Source organism: Amycolatopsis thailandensis, from assembly GCF_002234405.1.
GTDB lineage: Bacteria > Actinomycetota > Actinomycetes > Mycobacteriales > Pseudonocardiaceae > Amycolatopsis > Amycolatopsis thailandensis.
The window spans coordinates 1-18,721 of sequence record NZ_NMQT01000039.1; the positions used below are offsets into that span (position 1 = coordinate 1).

21 protein-coding genes are annotated in these 18,721 nt (G+C 68.7%); 7 read left to right on the forward strand and 14 right to left on the reverse strand.

All coding sequences use genetic code 11. From position 1 onward, the window contains the following. Positions 1-389: 389 nt before the first annotated feature. The 4 genes from prcA to dop form a co-directional block, all read right to left on the reverse strand. On the reverse strand, positions 390-1,151 hold the full coding sequence (gene prcA, locus CFP71_RS12515; protein ID WP_093934023.1) for a proteasome subunit alpha: 762 nt from the start codon (positions 1,149-1,151) through the stop codon (positions 390-392). Between the two features lie 64 nt (positions 1,152-1,215). Next, positions 1,216-2,052, reverse strand: coding sequence for a proteasome subunit beta (prcB, locus tag CFP71_RS12520; RefSeq protein WP_093934024.1), 837 nt, complete (start codon positions 2,050-2,052; stop codon positions 1,216-1,218). Between the two features lie 73 nt (positions 2,053-2,125). Continuing rightward, on the reverse strand, positions 2,126-2,320 hold the full coding sequence (locus CFP71_RS12525) for a ubiquitin-like protein Pup (protein ID WP_005150863.1): 195 nt from the start codon (positions 2,318-2,320) through the stop codon (positions 2,126-2,128). A gap of 97 nt (positions 2,321-2,417) precedes the next feature. Next, positions 2,418-3,920, reverse strand: coding sequence for a depupylase/deamidase Dop (gene dop, locus CFP71_RS12530; protein WP_093934025.1), 1,503 nt, complete (start codon positions 3,918-3,920; stop codon positions 2,418-2,420). A 43-nt stretch (positions 3,921-3,963) separates the two neighbouring features. On the opposite strand from dop, the gene CFP71_RS12535 reads away from it, so the two are divergent. Beyond that, positions 3,964-4,491: an NUDIX domain-containing protein gene (locus CFP71_RS12535; protein WP_093934026.1), complete on the forward strand. Its 528-nt coding sequence runs from the start codon at positions 3,964-3,966 to the stop codon at positions 4,489-4,491. On the opposite strand, the gene CFP71_RS12540 is transcribed toward CFP71_RS12535, so the two are convergent. Genes CFP71_RS12540 through CFP71_RS12555 form a run of 4 tightly spaced genes read right to left on the reverse strand, consistent with a single transcriptional unit; the run spans position 4,488 to position 7,256 of the window. Further along, on the reverse strand, positions 4,488-5,093 hold the full coding sequence (locus tag CFP71_RS12540; RefSeq protein WP_093934027.1) for a hypothetical protein: 606 nt from the start codon (positions 5,091-5,093) through the stop codon (positions 4,488-4,490). The two genes, CFP71_RS12535 and CFP71_RS12540, sit on opposite strands and share 4 nt — an antisense overlap. A 56-nt stretch (positions 5,094-5,149) precedes the next feature. Further along, positions 5,150-6,097: an aldo/keto reductase gene (locus tag CFP71_RS12545; protein ID WP_093934028.1), complete on the reverse strand. Its 948-nt coding sequence runs from the start codon at positions 6,095-6,097 to the stop codon at positions 5,150-5,152. Further along, on the reverse strand, positions 6,094-6,438 hold the full coding sequence (locus CFP71_RS12550) for a hypothetical protein (RefSeq protein WP_093934029.1): 345 nt from the start codon (positions 6,436-6,438) through the stop codon (positions 6,094-6,096). The genes CFP71_RS12545 and CFP71_RS12550 overlap by 4 nt, the downstream gene beginning before the upstream one ends. Next, positions 6,435-7,256: a hypothetical protein gene (locus CFP71_RS12555; protein ID WP_093934030.1), complete on the reverse strand. Its 822-nt coding sequence runs from the start codon at positions 7,254-7,256 to the stop codon at positions 6,435-6,437. Before CFP71_RS12555 ends, CFP71_RS12550 begins: the two co-directional genes overlap by 4 nt. A gap of 107 nt (positions 7,257-7,363) precedes the next feature. Between CFP71_RS12555 and CFP71_RS12560 the strand changes: the two genes are divergently transcribed. Then, a complete protein-coding gene (locus tag CFP71_RS12560; RefSeq protein WP_093934031.1) occupies positions 7,364-8,275 on the forward strand; it encodes a DMT family transporter in 912 nt (303 codons plus the stop codon). 59 nt (positions 8,276-8,334) lie between these two features. Here CFP71_RS12560 and arc read toward each other — a convergent pair whose 3' ends face one another. Next, positions 8,335-10,137 (reverse strand): proteasome ATPase, encoded by a 1,803-nt coding sequence (gene arc, locus CFP71_RS12565; RefSeq protein WP_005150834.1) that lies wholly within the window; start codon positions 10,135-10,137, stop codon positions 8,335-8,337. Positions 10,138-10,500: 363 nt separating this feature from the next. On the opposite strand from arc, the gene CFP71_RS12570 reads away from it, so the two are divergent. Further along, positions 10,501-11,355, forward strand: a complete 855-nt coding sequence (locus tag CFP71_RS12570) for a hypothetical protein (protein ID WP_093934032.1) — start codon at positions 10,501-10,503, stop codon at positions 11,353-11,355. 10 nt (positions 11,356-11,365) lie between these two features. Beyond that, on the forward strand, positions 11,366-11,815 hold the full coding sequence (locus tag CFP71_RS12575; RefSeq protein WP_093934033.1) for an MTB12 C-terminal domain-containing protein: 450 nt from the start codon (positions 11,366-11,368) through the stop codon (positions 11,813-11,815). A 274-nt stretch (positions 11,816-12,089) separates the two neighbouring features. On the opposite strand, the gene CFP71_RS12580 is transcribed toward CFP71_RS12575, so the two are convergent. Together CFP71_RS12580 and CFP71_RS12585 are read right to left on the reverse strand one after the other, a co-directional pair. Further along, entirely contained in the window at positions 12,090-12,914 is an 825-nt protein-coding gene (locus tag CFP71_RS12580) for a tRNA (adenine-N1)-methyltransferase (RefSeq protein ID WP_007035384.1), read from the reverse strand. 58 nt (positions 12,915-12,972) lie between these two features. Continuing rightward, entirely contained in the window at positions 12,973-14,124 is a 1,152-nt protein-coding gene (locus CFP71_RS12585; RefSeq protein WP_093934034.1) for a M50 family metallopeptidase, read from the reverse strand. A gap of 128 nt (positions 14,125-14,252) precedes the next feature. Between CFP71_RS12585 and CFP71_RS12590 the strand changes: the two genes are divergently transcribed. The 3 genes from CFP71_RS12590 to CFP71_RS12600 all read left to right on the forward strand — a co-directional run bounded on the left by CFP71_RS12590 (position 14,253) and on the right by CFP71_RS12600 (position 16,944). Continuing rightward, positions 14,253-15,146 carry a RecB family exonuclease gene (locus CFP71_RS12590; protein WP_093934035.1) on the forward strand — a complete coding sequence of 298 codons (894 nt, stop codon included), beginning with the start codon at positions 14,253-14,255 and terminating at the stop codon, positions 15,144-15,146. A 9-nt stretch (positions 15,147-15,155) separates the two neighbouring features. Further along, a complete protein-coding gene (locus CFP71_RS12595) occupies positions 15,156-15,941 on the forward strand; it encodes a thioesterase family protein (RefSeq protein WP_093934036.1) in 786 nt (261 codons plus the stop codon). Between the two features lie 67 nt (positions 15,942-16,008). Continuing rightward, positions 16,009-16,944 carry a ParA family protein gene (locus CFP71_RS12600; RefSeq protein WP_093934037.1) on the forward strand — a complete coding sequence of 312 codons (936 nt, stop codon included), beginning with the start codon at positions 16,009-16,011 and terminating at the stop codon, positions 16,942-16,944. 71 nt (positions 16,945-17,015) lie between these two features. On the opposite strand, the gene hisG is transcribed toward CFP71_RS12600, so the two are convergent. From hisG to CFP71_RS12615, 3 genes are all read right to left on the reverse strand, one after another. Continuing rightward, positions 17,016-17,861 (reverse strand): ATP phosphoribosyltransferase, encoded by an 846-nt coding sequence (hisG, locus tag CFP71_RS12605; protein ID WP_093934038.1) that lies wholly within the window; start codon positions 17,859-17,861, stop codon positions 17,016-17,018. A gap of 32 nt (positions 17,862-17,893) precedes the next feature. Next, entirely contained in the window at positions 17,894-18,157 is a 264-nt protein-coding gene (locus tag CFP71_RS12610; protein ID WP_020635144.1) for a phosphoribosyl-ATP diphosphatase, read from the reverse strand. Between the two features lie 72 nt (positions 18,158-18,229). Continuing rightward, entirely contained in the window at positions 18,230-18,721 is a 492-nt protein-coding gene (locus CFP71_RS12615) for a methylated-DNA--[protein]-cysteine S-methyltransferase (RefSeq protein ID WP_093934039.1), read from the reverse strand.

Here is an 18,721-nt window from a genome sequence, read left to right on the forward strand (position 1 = left end):
CGAGCGGCGCCCGCTTCACGGACTTCCTCCGCGGAAACGTTCGGGCCGTGCATGGTGAGGCAGTCGGGTCGTGCCCGTAGGTGGGCCGACGGCTCAACCGTCCCTGCTCCGTGACGTCCCCAATGTGGCATTGGGGACGCTCAGTGCCCCCAATGCCACATTGGGGACGTCTTTACTGCCGGGAGCGCTGGAACGTGCATGCTCGCCTGTCAGTGAAGGCCACTTTCGAGACGCTCAACGTCCTAAAGGGTCCCTTTGGGACACACCCGGGGCACGAGGGCGCCCAGGCCCTGCAGCCGTCACGTCCACTGTCTCCAGCGGCTGAGTACGTGAAGGCCCCCTTCCTTGCGCCTGGCGTAAGGAAGGGGGCCTTCACGTACTGACGAGACTCAGTCCTTCTTGGACTCACCTTCGGGCTTGTCGCCCTCGGCGTCGTCTTCCTTCGGCTCTTCCGGCTCGGCGGGCAGCAGCGCGTCGAGCGCCGCGCCGGCGACCCGGCGGAACTTGCGGCCACGGCGCTCGCGCTCCAGGACGGCGACCTCGAGCTTCACCGGGTCCGAGTCGCCGTTTGCGGGCGCCGGGGTGTTGTCGCGCAACGCCTTCACCGCGACCCCGAGCGCGACGCCCAGGTCCATGTCCGGCTCGAAGCTCTCCTTCAGCTTCGTGGTGAGCGTGTCGGCCTGACCGCCCATCACGACGAACTTCGGCTCGTCGAAGATCGAACCGTCGTAGGTCAACCGGTACAGCTGATCCTCGGCCGCGGTCGCGCCGACCTCGGCGACGCAGACCTCGACCTCGAACGGCTTCAGCTGCTCGGTGAAGATGCTGCCGAGCGTCGCGGCGTACGCGTTCGCCAGCGCACGCGCGCTGACGTCCCGCCGGTCGTACTGGTAGCCCTTCAGGTCCGCGTGCCGGATGCCGGCGACACGAAGGTTTTCGAACTCGCTGTAGCGGCCGACGGCCGCGAAACCGATCCGGTCGTAGATCTCAGACACCTTGTGCAACGTCGCCGAAGGGTTCTCGGCCACGAACAGCACGCCACCGCGGTACTTGAGCACGACCACGCTCCGGCCACGCGCGATGCCCTTGCGCGCGATCTCGGAACGCTCCCGCATCAACTGCTCGGGAGAGGCGTACAACGGCATCGTCACTGTGGTGCTCCGCTCTTTCTGGCTCTCATCGGAAAGGGAACAGGGAGGGAAGGCCCGAAAAGACTCAGCGCCCGCGTTCGGCTCGGGCGGCGACGACCGCTTCGGCCACCGCGGTCGTCTGCTCGAGCGGCAACGCCACCGCACCCTGCTCCGCGGTGACCGTCACGATCGTCGGGAAGATCCGGCGCACCAGATCCGGTCCGCCGGTCGCGGTGTCATCGTCCGCCGCGTCGTACAACGCCTCCACCGCCACCCGGATCGCGGCTTCGGCGTCCGCGTCCGGGTCATGCAGCTTCTTCAGCGAGCCCTTCGCGAACAGCGAACCCGAGCCGATGGCGTGGTAACCGGCGCTCTCCTCGTAGCGCCCGCCCGTCGCGTCGTACGAGACGATCCGGCCCGCGTGCTTCGCGTCTTCCGCGTCGAGGTCGTACCCGACGAACAGCGGCAGCACGGCGAGGCCGGCCATCGCCATCTCGAGGTTGGACTTCACCAGTCCGGCGAGTTTGTTCGTCTTGCCGTCGAGCGAGAGCGAAACACCCTCGATCTTCTCGTAGTGCGCCAGCTCGACCGCGTACAGCCGCACCATCTCGATCGCCAGCCCGGCCGAGCCCGCGATGCCCACCGCCGAGTACTCGTCGGTGACGTGAACCTTCTCCATGTCCCGCGAGGCGATCAGGTTGCCCGACGTCGCCCGCCGGTCACCGGCGATCAGCACCCCGCCCGCGAACTTGACCGCGACGATCGTCGTCCCGTGCGGCGCGTCCAGCCCGCCCGCGCCCGCGGCGACCCGCCGCTCAGGGAGCAGTTCGGGCGCCTGCGCCCGAAGGAAGTCCGAGAACGACGAGGTCGCCGACGAGAAGTACGCGGCGGGCAGCGCCGACTTACCCGAGGTGTGTTCCATACGTGCTCAAAGTTCCAATCTGTGTGATCCGCCGGCTCCGCACAGACGGCCACGGAGGGCCGCCGGAAGACGGTTACTCGCCGCCCTTTTGCACGTACGCGCGCACGAAGTCCTCGGCGTTCTCTTCGAGTACGTCGTCGATCTCGTCGAGGATCGTGTCGACGTCCTCACCGAGCTTCTCGCGCCGCTCCTGGCCCGCCGGACCGCCGCCCTCGAACTCTTCGTCCGAGTCGCCTCCGCCGTGCTTTTCGATCTTTTCCTGAGCCATCTCGCCTCCCGGTGTGGCCGATGTTTCCTAGCCTACCCAGCGGTCCCGACATTCCGTGGGATCCGTGATCGCTTAACCCCGATGAAAGGAAATACCGCTAGTCCGAACCGGTGAGCGCCTCCACCAGCTCCTCGGCGGTCGCGGAGTCGTCCAGCAACTTCCCCACGTGGGCCTTCGTGCCCCGCAACGGCTCCAACGTCGGGATCCGCACCAGCGATTCCCTGCCGACGTCGAAGATGACCGAATCCCAGGACGCCGCGGCGATGGAGTTGGCGTACTTCTCCAGCGTGCGGCCCCGGAAGTAGGCCCTGGTGTCGGAAGGCGGGGTGGTGACCGCCTCCAGCACCTCCTCCTCGGACACCAGGCGCTTCATCGAGCCCCTGGTGACGAGCCTGTTGTACAGGCCCTTGTCCAGCCGGACATCCGAGTACTGCAGGTCGACCAGCCGCAACCGCGGCGCGCCCCAGGCCAGCTGGTCCCGAGCGCGGTAGCCCTCGAGCAACCGCAGCTTCGCCGGCCAGTCCAGCCTGTCCGCGCATTCCTGGGGGTCCCGCGCCAGCGCGTCCAGGATCTCGCCCCAGACCCGCAGGACCTCCTTGGAGGCCTCGTCCGCGCCGGTGCGCTCCAGGTTCGCCGACGCGATCTCGTGATAGGCGAACTGGAGGTCCAGCCCGGTGTACTTCCGCCCGTTGGCCAGCGACACCTTCGCCTTCAGCGTGGGGTCGTGGCTGATCTGGTGCACCGCGCGCACCGGCTCGTCCAGCTTCAGGTCGTCGAACCGGATGCCCGCCTCGATCAGGTCCAGCACCAGCGCCGTCGTCCCGACCTTGAGGTACGTCGAGTACTCCGCGAGGTTGGCGTCACCGATGATGACGTGCAGCCGCCGGTACTTGTCCGCGTCGGCGTGCGGCTCGTCGCGCGTGTTGATGATGCCGCGCTTGAGTGTCGTCTCCAGGCCGACCTCGACCTCGATGTAGTCGGAGCGCTGCGAGAGCTGGAAGCCCGCTTCCTCGCTCTGCTGCCCGACGCCGACGCGGCCCGAACCGGTCACCACCTGGCGGGAGGCGAAGAACGGCGTCAGCCCCGCGATCACCGCGGTGAACGGCGTCGACCGCTGCATCAGGTAGTTCTCGTGCGTGCCGTAGCTCGCGCCCTTGCCGTCGACGTTGTTCTTGTACAGCTGCAACGGCGGCTGGCCGGGAACGGTGGCGGCCTTGCGCGCCGCCTCCTCCATCACCCGCTCCCCCGCCTTGTCCCAGATGACCGCGTCGCGCGCGTTCGTCACCTCGGGCGCCGAGTACTCCGGGTGAGCGTGGTCGACGTACAGCCGCGCCCCGTTGGTCAGGATCACGTTCGCCGCGCCGAGGTCCTCGACGTCCGGGTCGTGTCCCGGACCGCTCGGGCCGGTCAGGTCGAACCCACGGGCGTCGCGCAAGGGCGATTCCACCTCGTAGTCCCACCGTGCCCGCCTCGCTCGCGGGATGTCCGCCGCGGCCGCGTAGGCCAGCACGACCTGGGTCGAGGTAAGTACCGGGTTCGCCGTCGCGTCGCCCGGCACCGCGATGCCGTACTCGACTTCGGTTCCCATGATCCGCCGCATACCCACCACCCTACGGGGTCGGAGGCGTGCGACGATGCCCCCCATGTCAGGCAGTGACGAACTCGTTGCGCTCTATGACCTCGACGGAACCGTGGCTGGAGAGGCCACCCGCTCCCGGGTCCGCGCCGAAGGACTCTGGCACGCGGCGGGCGTGGTGTTGGTCCGTTCGGGTGACGGAAACCGCGTCTACGTGCATCTCCGTACCGCCACCAAGGACGTCTATCCCTCCACATGGGACTGCTGGGCGGGCGGGATCGTCGCCGCGGGCGAGACACCGGAGGAGTGCGCCCGCCGCGAACTGGCCGAAGAACTGGGTGTTCACGGAGTGGAACTGCGGCCGCTGTTCGTCCACGTCACCGACGACGACCTGATCCGCTGCCACAACTTCGCCTACGAAACGCGATGGGACGGCCCTTTCGTCCATCAGCCGTCCGAAGTGGTCGAAGGACGGTGGCTGACGTTGCCCGAGTTGCGTTCGTGGCTCGACGATCCGGAAAGCCGGTTCATCCCGGACGGACGTCTCGGCGCGCTGGAGTGGTTCCGGCGGGAAGACTTACAGGACAGCGCCTAGGCCGAACGGAGGCGCTGCGCGACGATCGGCAGCAGCCGCTTCGCCGCGTCCGTCGCCCGTGCCTCGGTTCCGGCGGTCACGCTGAGGGCGGAGACGAGTTTCCCCTTGGCGAGCAACACCGTGCACGTGGTGCCTTCACACCAGGCGCGCTGGACTTCGATGCCTGCCTGCTTCGTCAGAGTGAGCTTCTTGCCTTCGCAGTCCGCCTGGGCGACGACGTCCGAGGCGTCGCGATCGGGGTACTCCGTGACCTGATGCTCCAGCGTCGAACCGCTCGGGTACGACCACGCCGTCGAACGGCTCGCTCCGCGCGTCAGACCGGTCAGACAGCCGGACACCTTGCTCTCGCCCGGGACGACCTCTTCCTCGGCGACGTCCTCGTCGGTCAGCAGCGCGGCGGAAACGGCGGCGGGGACCGGAGCCCGGGTCGACGGCGGCGGGACAGGGGCGGCCTGCGGCTTCACCGACGGCTGCACGGGTTTGACCGTGGGCGTCGGTGTCGGGTCGTCGTAGTAGGTGTCGAGGTCGTTGGGCCGGTCGGCACATCCCGACAGACCGAACAGCGCGACCGTCGCCACCGCGAGCACCTGCCGATGACGCACCCTCGAGCCTCCCCGGATGTCCCGCCTGATGTTTGCCGCGAGACTAGTCCAGCCCCTCAGTGCCAGCCGAGGCAGGACCTGTGCCGCCAGTAGGCGACCGGTTCTTCGGCGAGCGCGGCCAGTTCCGAGAGTTCGTCGGCGGTCGGCTTCGCCTTGGCGGCAACGAGATTCTCCGCGAGCTGGGCCGGGCTCGACGGCCCGATGACCGCGACCGGCCGCCAGTCCTGGGCCAGGACGGCCGCGATCGCCACCGCGTCCGGGCCGGCCTCGTGCTCCCGCGCGATCCGCGCGAGCACCGGCGGCGGCTCGACCACCAGCCGCCCGTTCGCGACGGTTTCCTTGACCAGTACCTGTTTCCCGGCGGCACGCGCCTCCGCGAGCGCCGGGCCGACGGAGGGTTCCAGCAGGTTCCACGTCGACTGAACGGCGCTGAAGACCGGCGTTCCGGCCACTTCCAGCTCGAACGCGCGACGGACGGCGTCGGCCTGTGCCGGACCGGACGTGGAGAAGCCGACGGGGACACCGTCGGCGGCGAGTTCGGCCAGCGCCCCGATCAGCCGCTCGTCGGTGAACAACGGACTGTCCACAGTGAGCGAGTGGACCTGGTAGAGCGATACGGCTTTCCCCAGCAGACCAACGGTTTCCGCCCACTGCTCGGCGAAGCGCGCCGCCGTGTGTTCCTTGACCTCGTGGACCTCCGCGTCGAGTTTCCACTCGCCGACGTAGCGGTAGCCCCATTTACTCGACACCGTCACGTCGCGGTGGGCGCGATCGGCGAGCCAGCCGGCGAGGAACTCCTCCGAAGAACCATACGAACGGGCGACGTCGATCCACCGGACGCCCGCGCGGTACGCGTCGTCCAGCACGTCATAGGTGGCCTCACGCATCGCCTCGAACTCGCGTCCGGGCGGAAGCGCGTCGACCCGGCCGAGGTTGATGTACGCGGGCCTGCCGAGCGCCGCCAGTCCGACGGCGATCCGCTCGCCGATCTCCGTGTCCGTCACCGGGCTCCTTCGTTCTTGTGGCGGAGGATCGCGAGCCACTGACTCGAGTTCTGCGCCTGCCGGTGGAGCTTCTCCAGCCGGGCCGCCGGGGCACGAACGTAACCCTTGCCGAACATCGGCGCGATCTGACGGAGGCTGGCACCTTCCTCCCTGGCTGCGAGCAGCGCCCAGTCGGACGCGTCTGCGCAGGCCGCGGAGGCGCGCCGCAACTCGCCCAGCAGCTCGATGAGCTCGGGAGCGCTCACCTCCCCCGCCCGGACGGCGGCGGCCGTCGTTTCCAGCCACGCCAGGACATCGGCTTCGGTGATCGGCGCGCGCGGGCGCCCGGAGGATTCGCTCACAGCCTCGAAGTATAGGGCGTTATACGGTCGCCGATCGTGATCACCACGCCGGGTGTGGGTTCACCGATTTCCGGCAACCGTCCCGCCAGCCGCCGCATCGCGCCGTACGGGTCCCGCTTCAAGCCGGCGTCTTTGAGCAGTCCGAGCAGCGTTCCACCATGCCGCCCCGACGCGACGACTTCGCCCTTGACCGAGATCTCCACCGAACCGAGCCAGCCGCACGCGGCGACGAGTGGACGCGGGATGGCGGCGATGGTCGAGCGGACGATTTCGACGGTTTCGGTCCACATGTCGGGATCTTCGTCGCGGAAGCACGCGCGCCAGACGGCAGCGGGATCGTCTGTGTCCTTCAGGGCTCCGGGATCGAGAGGGTCGAAGTCCCCGGCTCCGTTCGCGAGCGTCCCGTCCGCCAGGACACGCAGTACCCAGCGCTCACTGGCCCTTTCATGTCCCGACATCCGCAACTCCCGGCCCGGAGCGGGCTTGAGGCGGGCGGGAAGCGCGGGATGCACCGGCCCGTCCGGGATCTCGGGTCCTCGCGCGGGCAGGAACTCGGGCTTGTCCCCGACCCCGGAGACGGTCCCGGCGGCGAAGATCATGCCTTCCGTCAGGCTCCGCAGTCCGCCCTGTCCGAGCAGCCAGGCCGCCGGATCGGACGACACGGCGAGTTCGTCGGCCCATGCGCCGGTCGCACCCGTGACCGCGAGCGCCCCGCCACGGTCCAGTTCGACCTCCCACTGAGCGCTTCCCATCCGGCCCAGCGCGGACAGCGGCGCCACCGGCACAGCCGCCGTGCGTCGCTCGATTCCCGTCCCCATGCACGGAACCTACTGGAGGCGTCGGACACATCGTCCGAAAACCGCTGGAGCGCAAGGTGGATTCCAGATTCACTGGGCCTGAAGTTGAGAACTCAGGAGAAGGACAATTGGGACGTTTCGGTATCGCGATCCGATTCGCGGCACTCGCGGTCGTATGGGGCGCGAGTTTTCTGTTCATCAAAATCGGCCTCACCGGTTTGTCACCGGTCCAGGTCGCGCTTTCCCGGGTCGTCCTCGGCGCCGTGGCGCTGATCGCCGTCGCAGCCTGGCGCCGCAAGCCACTTCCCCGTGACCCGGCCGTCTGGGGCCATCTCGCGGTCGTTTCCGTTCTGCTGTGCGTCATCCCGTTCCTGCTCTTCTCCTGGGCAGAGCAGTACATCTCCTCCGGGCTCGCCAGCATCTTCAACGCGACGACCCCGCTCATCACGATGCTCATCGCCGCGGCCGCCCTGCCGTCCGAGCGGTTCACGAAGGCCCGCACGACCGGCCTGATCCTCGGATTCCTCGGCGTGCTGACCATCGTCGGGGTCTGGCAAGGGATCGACGTCTCCCACGAGCTGACCGCGCAGCTGGCCTGCCTCGGGGCGACGACCTGCTACGGGATCTCGTTCGTGTACGTGCGACGGTTCATCTCCTGGCGCGACCTCGACCCGCCGACCATCGCGCTCGGGCAGGTCTGCTGCGGCGCCGTCGTGATGCTGGTGCTCGCGCCGTTCATCGCGACGACGCCGGTCCACCTCGACACATCGATCGTCCTCAGCATGATCGCGCTCGGGGCGCTGGGCACCGGGCTCGCGTACGCCTGGAACGCGTCGATCATCGCGGCGTGGGGCGCGTCGAACGCGTCGGCGGTGACCTACCTCACACCCGTGGTCGGCGTGCTGCTCGGCGTGCTGGTCCTCGACGAACCGCTGGCGTGGAACCAGCCTGTCGGCGCGCTGCTCGTGGTCTTCGGGATCCTGGCCGCCCACGGGCGGCTGAGCCCGCGCAAGAAGCTGAAGGACGCCGTACCCGCATAAGACGTGACGAAGGGGCCCTTCACCACATGGGATGTGGTGAAGGGCCCCTTCGGACCGCGTTACAGGTACTGACCGGTGTTCGTGGCGGTGTCTATCGCCCGCCCCGAATCCTGGTTCTTGCCGGTGACGAGCGTGCGGATGTAGACGATCCGCTCGCCCTTCTTGCCGGAGATCCGGGCCCAGTCGTCCGGGTTGGTGGTGTTGGGCAGGTCCTCGTTCTCCGCGAACTCGTCGACGATCGCGTCCAGCAGGTGCTGCACGCGCAGGCCGGGCTGCTTGGTCTCCAGCACGGACTTGATGGCCGACTTCTTCGCCCGGTCCACGATGTTCTGGATCATCGCGCCCGAGTTGAAGTCACGGAAGTACAGGACTTCCTTGTCACCGTTGGCGTAGGTGACCTCGAGGAACCTGTTCTCGTCCGTCTCCTCGTACATCCGCTCGACCGTGTGCTGGATCATCGCGTCGAACGTCGCCCGCACATCGCCGCCGAACTCGGCGAGGTCGTCCGAATGGATCGGCAGACCGTCGGACAGGTACTTGGAGAAGATGTCCTTCGCGCCTTCGGCGTCCGGACGCTCGATCTTGATCTTGACGTCGAGCCGGCCCGGCCGCAGGATCGCCGGGTCGATCATGTCCTCGCGGTTGGAGGCGCCGATGACGATGACGTTCTCCAGGCCCTCGACACCGTCGATCTCCGAAAGCAGCTGCGGGACGATCGTGGTCTCCACGTCGGAGGACACGCCCGAACCGCGGGTGCGGAAGATCGAGTCCATCTCGTCGAAGAACACGATCACCGGGGTGCCTTCGGAGGCCTTTTCCCGAGCCCGCTGGAAGATCAGGCGGATGTGCCGCTCGGTCTCCCCGACGAACTTGTTCAGCAGCTCCGGACCCTTGATGTTCAGGAAGTAGGACTTCCCGTCCGCCGCGTCGCCGCGTGCTTCCGCGACCTTCTTGGCGAGCGAGTTGGCCACCGCCTTCGCGATGAGGGTCTTACCGCAGCCAGGAGGCCCGTAGAGCAGCACGCCCTTGGGCGGGCGCAGCTGGTACTCCTGGTAGAGATCCGCGTGCAGGAACGGAAGCTCGACGGCGTCGCGGATCTGCTCGATCTGCCGGGTGAGGCCACCGATGTCCTCGTAGCGGACGTCGGGCACCTCCTCCAGCACGAGATCCTCGACCTCCGCCTTCGGCACGCGCTCGTAGGCGTAACCGGCCTTCGAGTCCACCAGCAGGGAATCGCCCGGCTTGAGGGGCTGTTCGGCCAGCGGATCGGAGAGCAGGACGACCCGCTCCTCGTCCGCGTGCCCGACCACCAGCGCACGGGGGCTGCCGCCCTCGACGTCCGGTGCCAGCACCTCGCGCAGTGCGCAGACCTCACCGATCCGCTCGAAGTCACCGCCTTCGACGACGGTGAGCGCCTCGTTGAGCCGCAACGCCTGTCCGCGCTGCAGTGACGAGACCTCGACCGCGGGTGAGACCGAAACCCGCATCTTGCGGCCCGCGGTGAACACGTCCACCGTGTTGTCCTCGTACGCGGTGACGAACACGCCGTAACCGCTCGGAGGCTGAGCCAGCCTGTCGACCTCCTCTCGCAACGCGAGCAACTGGCCACGCGCCTCGCGGAGCGTCTCGACCAGTTTCGTGTTGCGTTCCGTGAGTTGGCTCACTCGTTCCGACGCCTCGGCGAGTCGCTGCTCCAGGACTCGGTTCTGACGTGGCGAATCGGTGAGCTTCCGGCGCAGCAGGGCGACTTCCTCCTCGAGGAAGCGAATTTGACGTGCCTGCTCGTCGGACGTGGTTCCAGCTCCGGTCGTTTCTGAAGGGTCGGCCTCCTCGCGCCGACCTCCGGGAAGGTCATGATGCATTGGGCACCTCCTCGGAGTGCTTTTCATTCCACGGTACCGGCGATCACCGACAATAAAAGGCCTTTCCGCATCACAAGATCGGCGCGTCGCGTTCCGGACGACCTGACAGCACGTACCTCCGCGCCGCGCAAGGGGCCATCCCGGTGCCGGGTCCGGCACTCTGCTGGTCACATTCCGTCCACCTGTCCTGACCTGCGGCGGAATACCCGGCTCCGTCCGGGTGCAAACGGGATTCCGGTATCAGTTCGGCCCTAATCGAGCGGCGATCCGGCTCGGTGGCTAGCATCGGGCCGACGTTCGCCGGGGAGGCGGACCGGCAAGTCGTGTTGAGCATTTTCGCAGAACAGCTAGGGGGCAACAGCCATGACTTACCCGCCGCAACAGCCCGGCGGCTACGGACAGGATCCGTACGGCCAGCAGCAGGGCGGGTACCCGCAGAGCGGCCCCCAGCCGCAGCAGGGATACCCCGGTGGCGGCCAGTACGGCCAGCAGCAGCCCGGTCAGTACGGACAAGACCCGTACGGCCAGCAGCAGGGTGGCTACCCGCAGAGCGGCCCCCAGCCCCAGCAGGGATATCCCGGTGCCACGCAGCAGTTCGGCCAGGCGGATCCGTACGGGCAGCAGCAGGGCGGTTACAACGCCTACCCGCCGGAAGGCGGCGGTTACGGAGGCGAGCCGCCCAAGAAAAAGAAGACCGGCCTGATCGTCGGGATCGCGATCGGCGCGGTCGTGCTGGTCGGTGGCGGTGTCACCGCGCTGGTCATCGCGCTGAACTCGGGCGACGACAACCCGACCGCGGCACCACCCGCCAGTTCGAGCAGCGCCGCTCCGACGGGCTCCGCTTCTTCGTCGTCGAAGCCGTCCACTTCCTCGACCCGGAGCAAGTCCAGCTCGCCGAGCACCTCGTCGACCCCCAAGGGCTCGGGTCCCGCCCCGCTCGGCAAGGCGACACCGCAGGAAGTGGCGCAGGTGGTCATCGCCGCCTACAACGCCGGCGACGGGAAGACCGTCGCGCAGTCGGCATGCCGCAGCGTGAACACTAAGGACGAAGTCCCCATCGCCAAGGACATCAAGATGGAGGCGACCGGCGAAATGCAGGTCACCGGGGACTCCGCAAAGCAGCCCGCGAAGGTCACCCAGGGCAGCAAGACCGACTCCGGCAACTTGAACTTCAAGAAGGAGTCCGACCTCTGGTGCTTCACCGGCGGCAAGAGCTGACCCGGAACCGGTGTCCAGCAGGCTGATCGCCGTTCTCGCCGGATGCGGCGCGGTCGTGGTCGGTGTCGTGGTGGGGCTGCTCCTGGTGGCCCCGTCCGGCTCCGAACCGGCCGCGCCGGACTCGGTGACGCCCACGTCGTGGCCGAGTTCGTCCCGTCCGGTCCCGGTGGACCCGGACGTGGCGGCGGTCGAGGTCGTCGGCAAGGCGATCGCCGCGGCCATCGTCAATCACGACGCGACGGCGTTCGGCAAGCTCACCTGCGTCCAGCAGTCGTCGGCCGACCTGGCCGCGCTCAAGCGGAAGTGGGAGGCGGCGGGCAAGGTGTCCGCCACCATCCCGGATCCGCCGACGGTCGGCGGCGACTCCGCGACCGTGACCGTGCACGTCGAGGGCGCGGGCGGTCAGAAGGACACGCCCTTCCCGCTCAAGAAGCGCGACGGCAAGTGGTGTGTGCCGTGATTTCCGTCGAGCGCTGAGCGCCCTTGGGGAGACCGTTCGGTACAGGCACCTCGGTGCCCTGTCTATACACGGCGGCGGTCAGCGAGATGAAGGGGACTTTCCCCGCATCGCACGAGCGGAAAGTCCCCTTCGCCTCAGGGCCTTGGGACCCACGGGGCACTTCCGAGGTCGGCAGGTGGCGTCCTTGTCCGGCCAAGGTAGTGAAGGCCTCCTTCACTACCTTGAGGGTAGGCAAGGAGGCCTTCACGGACTTGGCAATGGCCACGTGGCCGGGTCAGCCCTTGCCGGAGCGGCGGTGCACCCGCGGCGACACGGTCCCGTCCGCCAGACGGCGCGCCGTCAGCAGGAAAGCGGTGTGCGCGACCATCCGGTGATCCGGCCGCACGGCGAGGCTCACGACGTGCCAGGGCCGCATCAGCGTTTCCCACGACTCCGGCTCGGTCCAGCACTGCTGGTCCCGCAAGGCTTCGGTGATCCGCGAAAGCTGTGTGACCGTCGCCACATAGACCGTGAGCACGCCGCCGGGCACCAGATGCGCGGCGACCGTCTCCAGCTGATCCCAGGGTGCCAGCATGTCGAGGACGACGCGGTCGACCTCTCCGGTGTGCGTCGACAGGTCCGCGACCGTCAGCGACCAGTTGTCCGGTTTGTGGCCGAAGAACTTCTCCACGTTCCGTTCGGCGTGCTCCGCGTGGTCGTCCCGGATCTCGTAGGACTGCACGGTCCCTTCCGAACCGACCGCCCGCAGCAGCGAACAGGTCAGCGCGCCGGAACCGGCCCCCGCTTCGAGCACCCGCGCGCCCGGGAAGATGTCGCCCCACATCACGATCTGCGCGGCGTCCTTCGGGTAGATCACCTGCGCGCCACGCGGCATCGACAGCACGTAGTCCGGCAGCAGCGGGCGCAGCGCCAGATAGTGGCTGCCGCCTGCCGACGTGACGACCGAACCCTCCTGCGCCCCGATGACGTCGTCGTGCGCCAACGCGCCGCGATGGGTGTGATACTGCTGTCCCTCGGCGAGCACCATGGTGTAGTGCCGCCCCTTGGAGTCGGTCAGCTGAACCCGGTCACCTACACGAAACGGCCCTCGGACCGACACTGAACCTCCATACCCGCGTACTGATCGACAACCGATCCTCGCAGGTGGCCGTGCCGCGCTACGCCGGGGGTCGGCTCCGGGTCATCGCGGCGCGCAGGTCCTCGCGCCGGAGCACCCCCGCGGGCCTGCCTTCGTCGTCCACGACGAGGAACTGCCAAGCGGCGGTTTCCCGGACGCGCTCGGCGATCTCCTCCCCCGACTCCGAGGAAAGCAGCACGGTGTCGGCGCGGATCGGCTCCGCGGCCATCTCCGCGGGAGCGTGCGGCGAAGTTCCGGCCAGGTGCGCGGCGGCCGTCTCGTCGAGCAGTCCGGCCGCGACACCGTCGGCACGCACCAGGACCACCCCACGGCCCGCCGAAGCCGCCAGCGCGTCCGAGACGGGGCTTTCCGCGGGGAGCTGGAGAACGGGCCGGACGAGCTCGCTCAGAAGCACGCCTTCGGGCCAGCCTCGGCGTGTTTCGGCGGCGAGTTCGCTTCGCGCGCCGAGGATCACGAACCACGCCGTCACGACACAGACACCGAGCCGCAGCCAGCGGTCCTCGCTGCCCGCCGCCAGACCCCACAACGCCCAGACGAGCAGTCCCGCCGCGACGGCGCCGCCACCGACGACCGCCGCGCGGGTGCCCTTCTCCCGGTGACCCGTGGCGGCCCAGACCCCGGCTCGGACCAGGCGGCCGCCGTCCAGCGGGAGTCCGGGCAGGAGATTGAAGAGGCCGACCGCGAAGTTCGCGACGGCGCATTCGGCGATGAGCAGCCATGCCGCGCTCTCCGCCGGGACGGCGAACATGAGCAGCCCGCAGAAACCGCCGAGCAGCAACGAAACGACCGGTCCCGCGGCGGCGACGAGGCCTTCCTGACGCGGCTGGCGGGGCGTCCTCGCGACCTCCGAAAGCCCACCGAGCAGGAAGAGGCGCAGTCGCCGGACCGGGATCCCGAGCCGGAGCGCGACCAGGCAGTGCCCGAGTTCGTGCGCGAGTACCGAAAGTCCGAGAAGGACCGCGAACGCGGCCGCCAGCAGCCACGAGGTCAGCGTCGTCGCCCCGGGCAGGAGCCGTCCGACCAGTGGCGTGTAGAGCACCACGATGATCAGGGAGCCGATCCACCACGAAGGGGCGAGCAGCACGGGGATCCCGGAGACACGGAACAGCAGGAGACCACCCTCCGGTGCCACGCCTCGTCGAGGCGGGCCGTGCTCACCCGTCACCGCCATGTGTCAGAGCGTAGATGCCCAGGTGTGGGGTACCGGTAACCCGCCCCGCCCGTCCGGGTGGTGTCGGTCATGCCGCTCCGGTGCGTTGCGGTCCCGAAACTGTCGGTGCCCGGCGATACCCTCCTCGCATGCCCGACACCGACACGGTCACCGCCGATCCGCCGCCCGGCGCCGAAACCCCGCGCCGTCGGCCGGCCCTGTCCCCGTCGCGTGCCAGCGACTTCAAGCAGTGCCCGCTGCTCTACCGCTTCCGCGCGGTGGACAGACTGCCCGAGACCCCGACGAAGGCCCAGCTGCGCGGCACGCTGGTGCATTCCGTGCTGGAGCGCCTGTTCTCCCTTCCGCAAGCCGATCGCACGCCGCCGCAGGCCAAGGAGCTGCTCGCGCCGGCGTGGGAGGACCTGTCCGCGGAACGTCCGGAGTGGATCGAGCTGTTCGATCAGGAGGACCCCGAGGCCGTCACCTCGTGGCTCTCCTCGGCCGAGCAGCTCGTCGACACCTACTTCGGTCTCGAGGACCCGCGTCGGCTGGAGCCCGAGGCGTGCGAGCTGCACGTCGAGATCGAGCTGGGCTCCGGGGTGCTCCTGCGCGGCTACGTCGACAGGCTGGACGTGGCGCCGACGGGCGAGATCCGCGTCGTCGACTACAAGACCGGCGCCGCGCCGCGTGAAATCGGCGAGGCGAAGGCGATGTTCCAGATGAAGTTCTACGCCGTGGTCCTCTGGCGGCTTCGCGGTGTCGTACCGCGCCAGCTGAAACTGATGTACCTCACCGACGGACAGTCCCTCGCGTACACGCCCGACGAGGGCGAGCTGATCCGCTTCGAGCGCACGCTGGAGGCGATCTGGCAGGCGATCCTCAAAGCGGGCAAGACCGGCGATTTCCGGCCCAACCCGAGCAAACTCTGCGCGTGGTGCGACCACCAGGCGCTTTGCCCGCAGTACGGCGGCACTCCCCCGCCGTACCCCGGCTGGCCGGAGCCGGATCCCGGCGAGGAGTCCGTATTGGATCGCGCGGACTAGGGTGCCTTTGTGACGGAAGCCTTCTACGAACCGACTGGCGAGGGCCTCTTCCTCCCGACCCAGCACACCGCGGGCCCGTGGACCCCGGACGCGCAGCACTTCGGGCCGCCCTCGGCGTTGCTGGTCCGCGCGCTCGAAGGGGTCGAAGCGCCGCACGCGAGCCAGCTGGCGCGGGTGACGATCGAGATCCTCGGGCCCGCCCCGCTGAAGGAACTTTCGGTACGGGCCTGGGTGGAACGACCGGGCCGGTCGGTCGAGTGGCTGGAAGCCGAACTCTCCCACGGGGAGCGGGTCGTCGGCCGCGCCTCGGCCTGGCGCATCGCGACGTCGGACACCACCGCGGTGGCGACGGCGGAAGGGCCCGCGCTGCCGCCGCCGGACGGCCTCCCGACGTCGAGCTGGCCCGAAGGCTGGCACGGCGGGTACCTCGACGCCGTCGAATGGCGGCGGGTCAAGGGCGCGCTGGACGAACCCGGGCCGGCGACGGTCTGGGGCCGTCAGCGCGTCGCCCTCGTGGACGGGGAGAAGCCGAGCCCGTTGCAGCGGCTGTTCGTCCTGGCGGACTCCGGCAACGGGATATCGAACTTTCTCGACCCGCGCGAGTGGTGGTTCATCAACTCCGAGCTGACCGTGCACCTCCGCCGCCCGCCGCTGGGCGACTGGATCGGCGTCGACGCGGCCACCCTGGTCGGCCCGAACGGCATCGGAACGGCGACCACCACACTGCACGACGGCTCCGGCTCGATCGCCTCCGGAGCGCAGGCTCTCCTGGTGCGACCGCGACAGGCGGGCTGAAACACGCGCTTTCTCGGCGTGTTTCCAATAGCCTTCCCGGAACAACAGACGCAGGGAGCGCTTCGGCATGCAGATCACCTCGGTGGTCAACCAGAAAGGCGGGGTCGGCAAGACCTCACTCAGCGTGGGCGCGGCGGCCGCACTGGCCGAACGCGGTCGCCGGGTGCTGCTGATCGACCTCGACCCACAGGGCCACGCGACGACCGAACTACTCGGGCTGGACGAAGTGGCCCCCGATATGCCCAGCCTGGCAAAAGCCCTGACCAAGGTGTGGAAGGGGCCGATCGAGGAACTAGCGGTGCGGCATCCGCGCAGCAACCTCGGGCGGGGTGGCGCGTTCGACGTCATCCCGACGTCGCCGGGAATGTTCGACCTGATCCGGCGGCTGGACCAGTTCCGTGTCCCCGGCTGGCAGCTGGCCAGGGTGATCCAGTTCGCCAACTACGACCACATCATCATCGACTGCCCGCCCGCGCTCGACGTGCTGACCAACAACGCGCTGGCGGCTTCGCACGGGATCCTCGTGCCGGTGCAGCCGGACCGGACGAGCATCCGGGCGCTGCGCCTGCTTTCGGACCAGGTGCGCTACGTCGAACAGACCGTCGGCCGTCCGCCGATCGCCTACTACGGTCTCGTTCCGGGGCTGTACCGCCGCCCGGTCTCGCATTACGCGGCGGCGGCGTTGCAGGAGCTGTACTCGTTCGGGATCCCGATGTTGTCGCACGTCCCGCTCGGCGTGGTGATGAACGAGGCGGCCGCGCACGGTGTACCGGTGACGACGTACGCCCCGGAGACGCTGCAAGCACTGTCGTTCCGGGAGATCGCGGAAACGCTGGACGGGTACGCGAGGAACCATCCGGCCCCGGCGATCGTGCCGGCGGACGAGGAGTTCGTCTTCGAGGACTTCATCACCGAGGTCTCGGTGACCCGCAGCGCCAACGACAACGGCGCCCGGAAGCGGCTCTACGACCTCATGCCCAAGAAGCCGAACCGGCCCCGGTAGCCAACGCCATGAAAGGTCCTTTCCTTGCGAAATTCGCAAGGAAAGGACCTTTCATGGCGTCTGGAGCGGGGTCAGAGGCGGCAGGCCCGGATGTCCGAGGCCAGGACGGCCTTGGCGCCGGTCTCGGCGAGCTCGTCCATGATCCGGTTGACCTCCTTGCGCGGCACCATCGCCCGCACGGCCACCCAGTCGTCGTCCGCCAGCGGCGCGACGGTCGGTGACTCGAGACCCGGCGTGATCGCGATGGCCGCTTCGAGCAGCGAACGCGGGCAGTCGTAGTCCAGCATCATGTAGTGCTGGGCGAAAACGACGCCCTGAAGCCGCGCCTTCAGCTGGTCCTTGGGCCGGGTGTGCTCGGTGCCCGCGCGCTGGAGCAGCACGGCCTCCGAGACACAGATCGAATCCCCGAAGGCCACGAGGTTGTGCTGCCGCAGCGACCGTCCGGACTCGACGACGTCGGCGATGGCGTCGGCCACGCCGAGCTGGATCGAGATCTCGACGGCGCCGTCGAGGCGGATGACCTCGGCCTCCACCCCGTGCTGCTTGAGGTTCTCCCGCACGAGCCGCGGATACGAGGTCGCGAGCCGCTTGCCCTGCAGATCCTCGATCTTCCAGTCCCGGCCCGCGGGCGCGGCGTACCGGAAGGTGGACCCGCCGAAGCCGAGGCCGAGGATCTCCTCCACCGGCGCGCCTGAGTCGAGCGCGAGGTCGCGGCCGGTGATGCCGAGGTCCAACTCACCGGACCCGACGTAGATCGCGATGTCCTTGGGGCGCAAGAAGAAGAACTCGACCTCGTTGACCGTGTCCAGCACGGTCAGATCGCGGGCCTCATGTCGCTTGCGGTAGCCGGCCTCTCCGAGCATCTCCGACGCGGCGGCGGCGAGGGCTCCCTTGTTCGGCACGGCGACACGCAGCATTGCTTCTCCTTGGTTCTCCGGACGCGGACGCGTCACAGGTACCGGTACACGTCCTCTTTCGACAGGCCACGGCCGATCATGAGCACCTGCAACCGGTACAGCAGCTGTGAAATCTCCTCCGCGAGCCTGTCGTCGGATTCGTGCTCGGCGGCGATCCACACCTCGCCCGCCTCTTCGAGCACCTTCTTGCCCTGTGCGTGCACTCCCGCGTCCAGCGCGGCGACGGTGCCGGAACCGTCGGGGCGCGTACGGGCGCGCTCGGCAAGCTCGGCGAACAGCTCATCGAAGGTCTTCACAGTCTGGAGATCCTTCCATCCGCGCTCGCGTCCCGCTGCCCCGGGCCGGTGTGTTGCCGCTCGCGTCACACCTCAGAACAGCGCCGCCCCGCCCCGCTCGAAGTCGAGCAGGTGCCGCTTCCGTTCGACACCACCGCCGTAACCGGTCAGATCACCGTTGGAGCCGATCACCCGATGGCACGGCACGATGATGCCGATCGGGTTCTTCCCGTTCGCGAGCCCGACGGCGCGCGACGCGGTGGGCCTGCCGAGCCGGTCGGCGAGTTCGCCGTAGGAGACCGTCTCGCCATACGGGATCCCGAGCAGGCCTTCCCAGACCATCCGCTGGAAGTCGGTGCCGCCGAAGCTCAGCGAGAGATCGAAGTCCTGCCGCTGACCGGCGAAGTACTCCTTCAGCTGCTTCTCGGTCTCCACGAAGATCGGCGCGCCCGGATCCGGGTGACCGAAGGTCTCCTCGGCCGGCCGGTGCCGCTGCTGGACCATGTACAGACCGCAGAGGTTTTCGCCGTCCGCGACCAGGGTCAGCCGGTCGTACGGGCTGTCGATGACGGTGTGCGTGCGCAT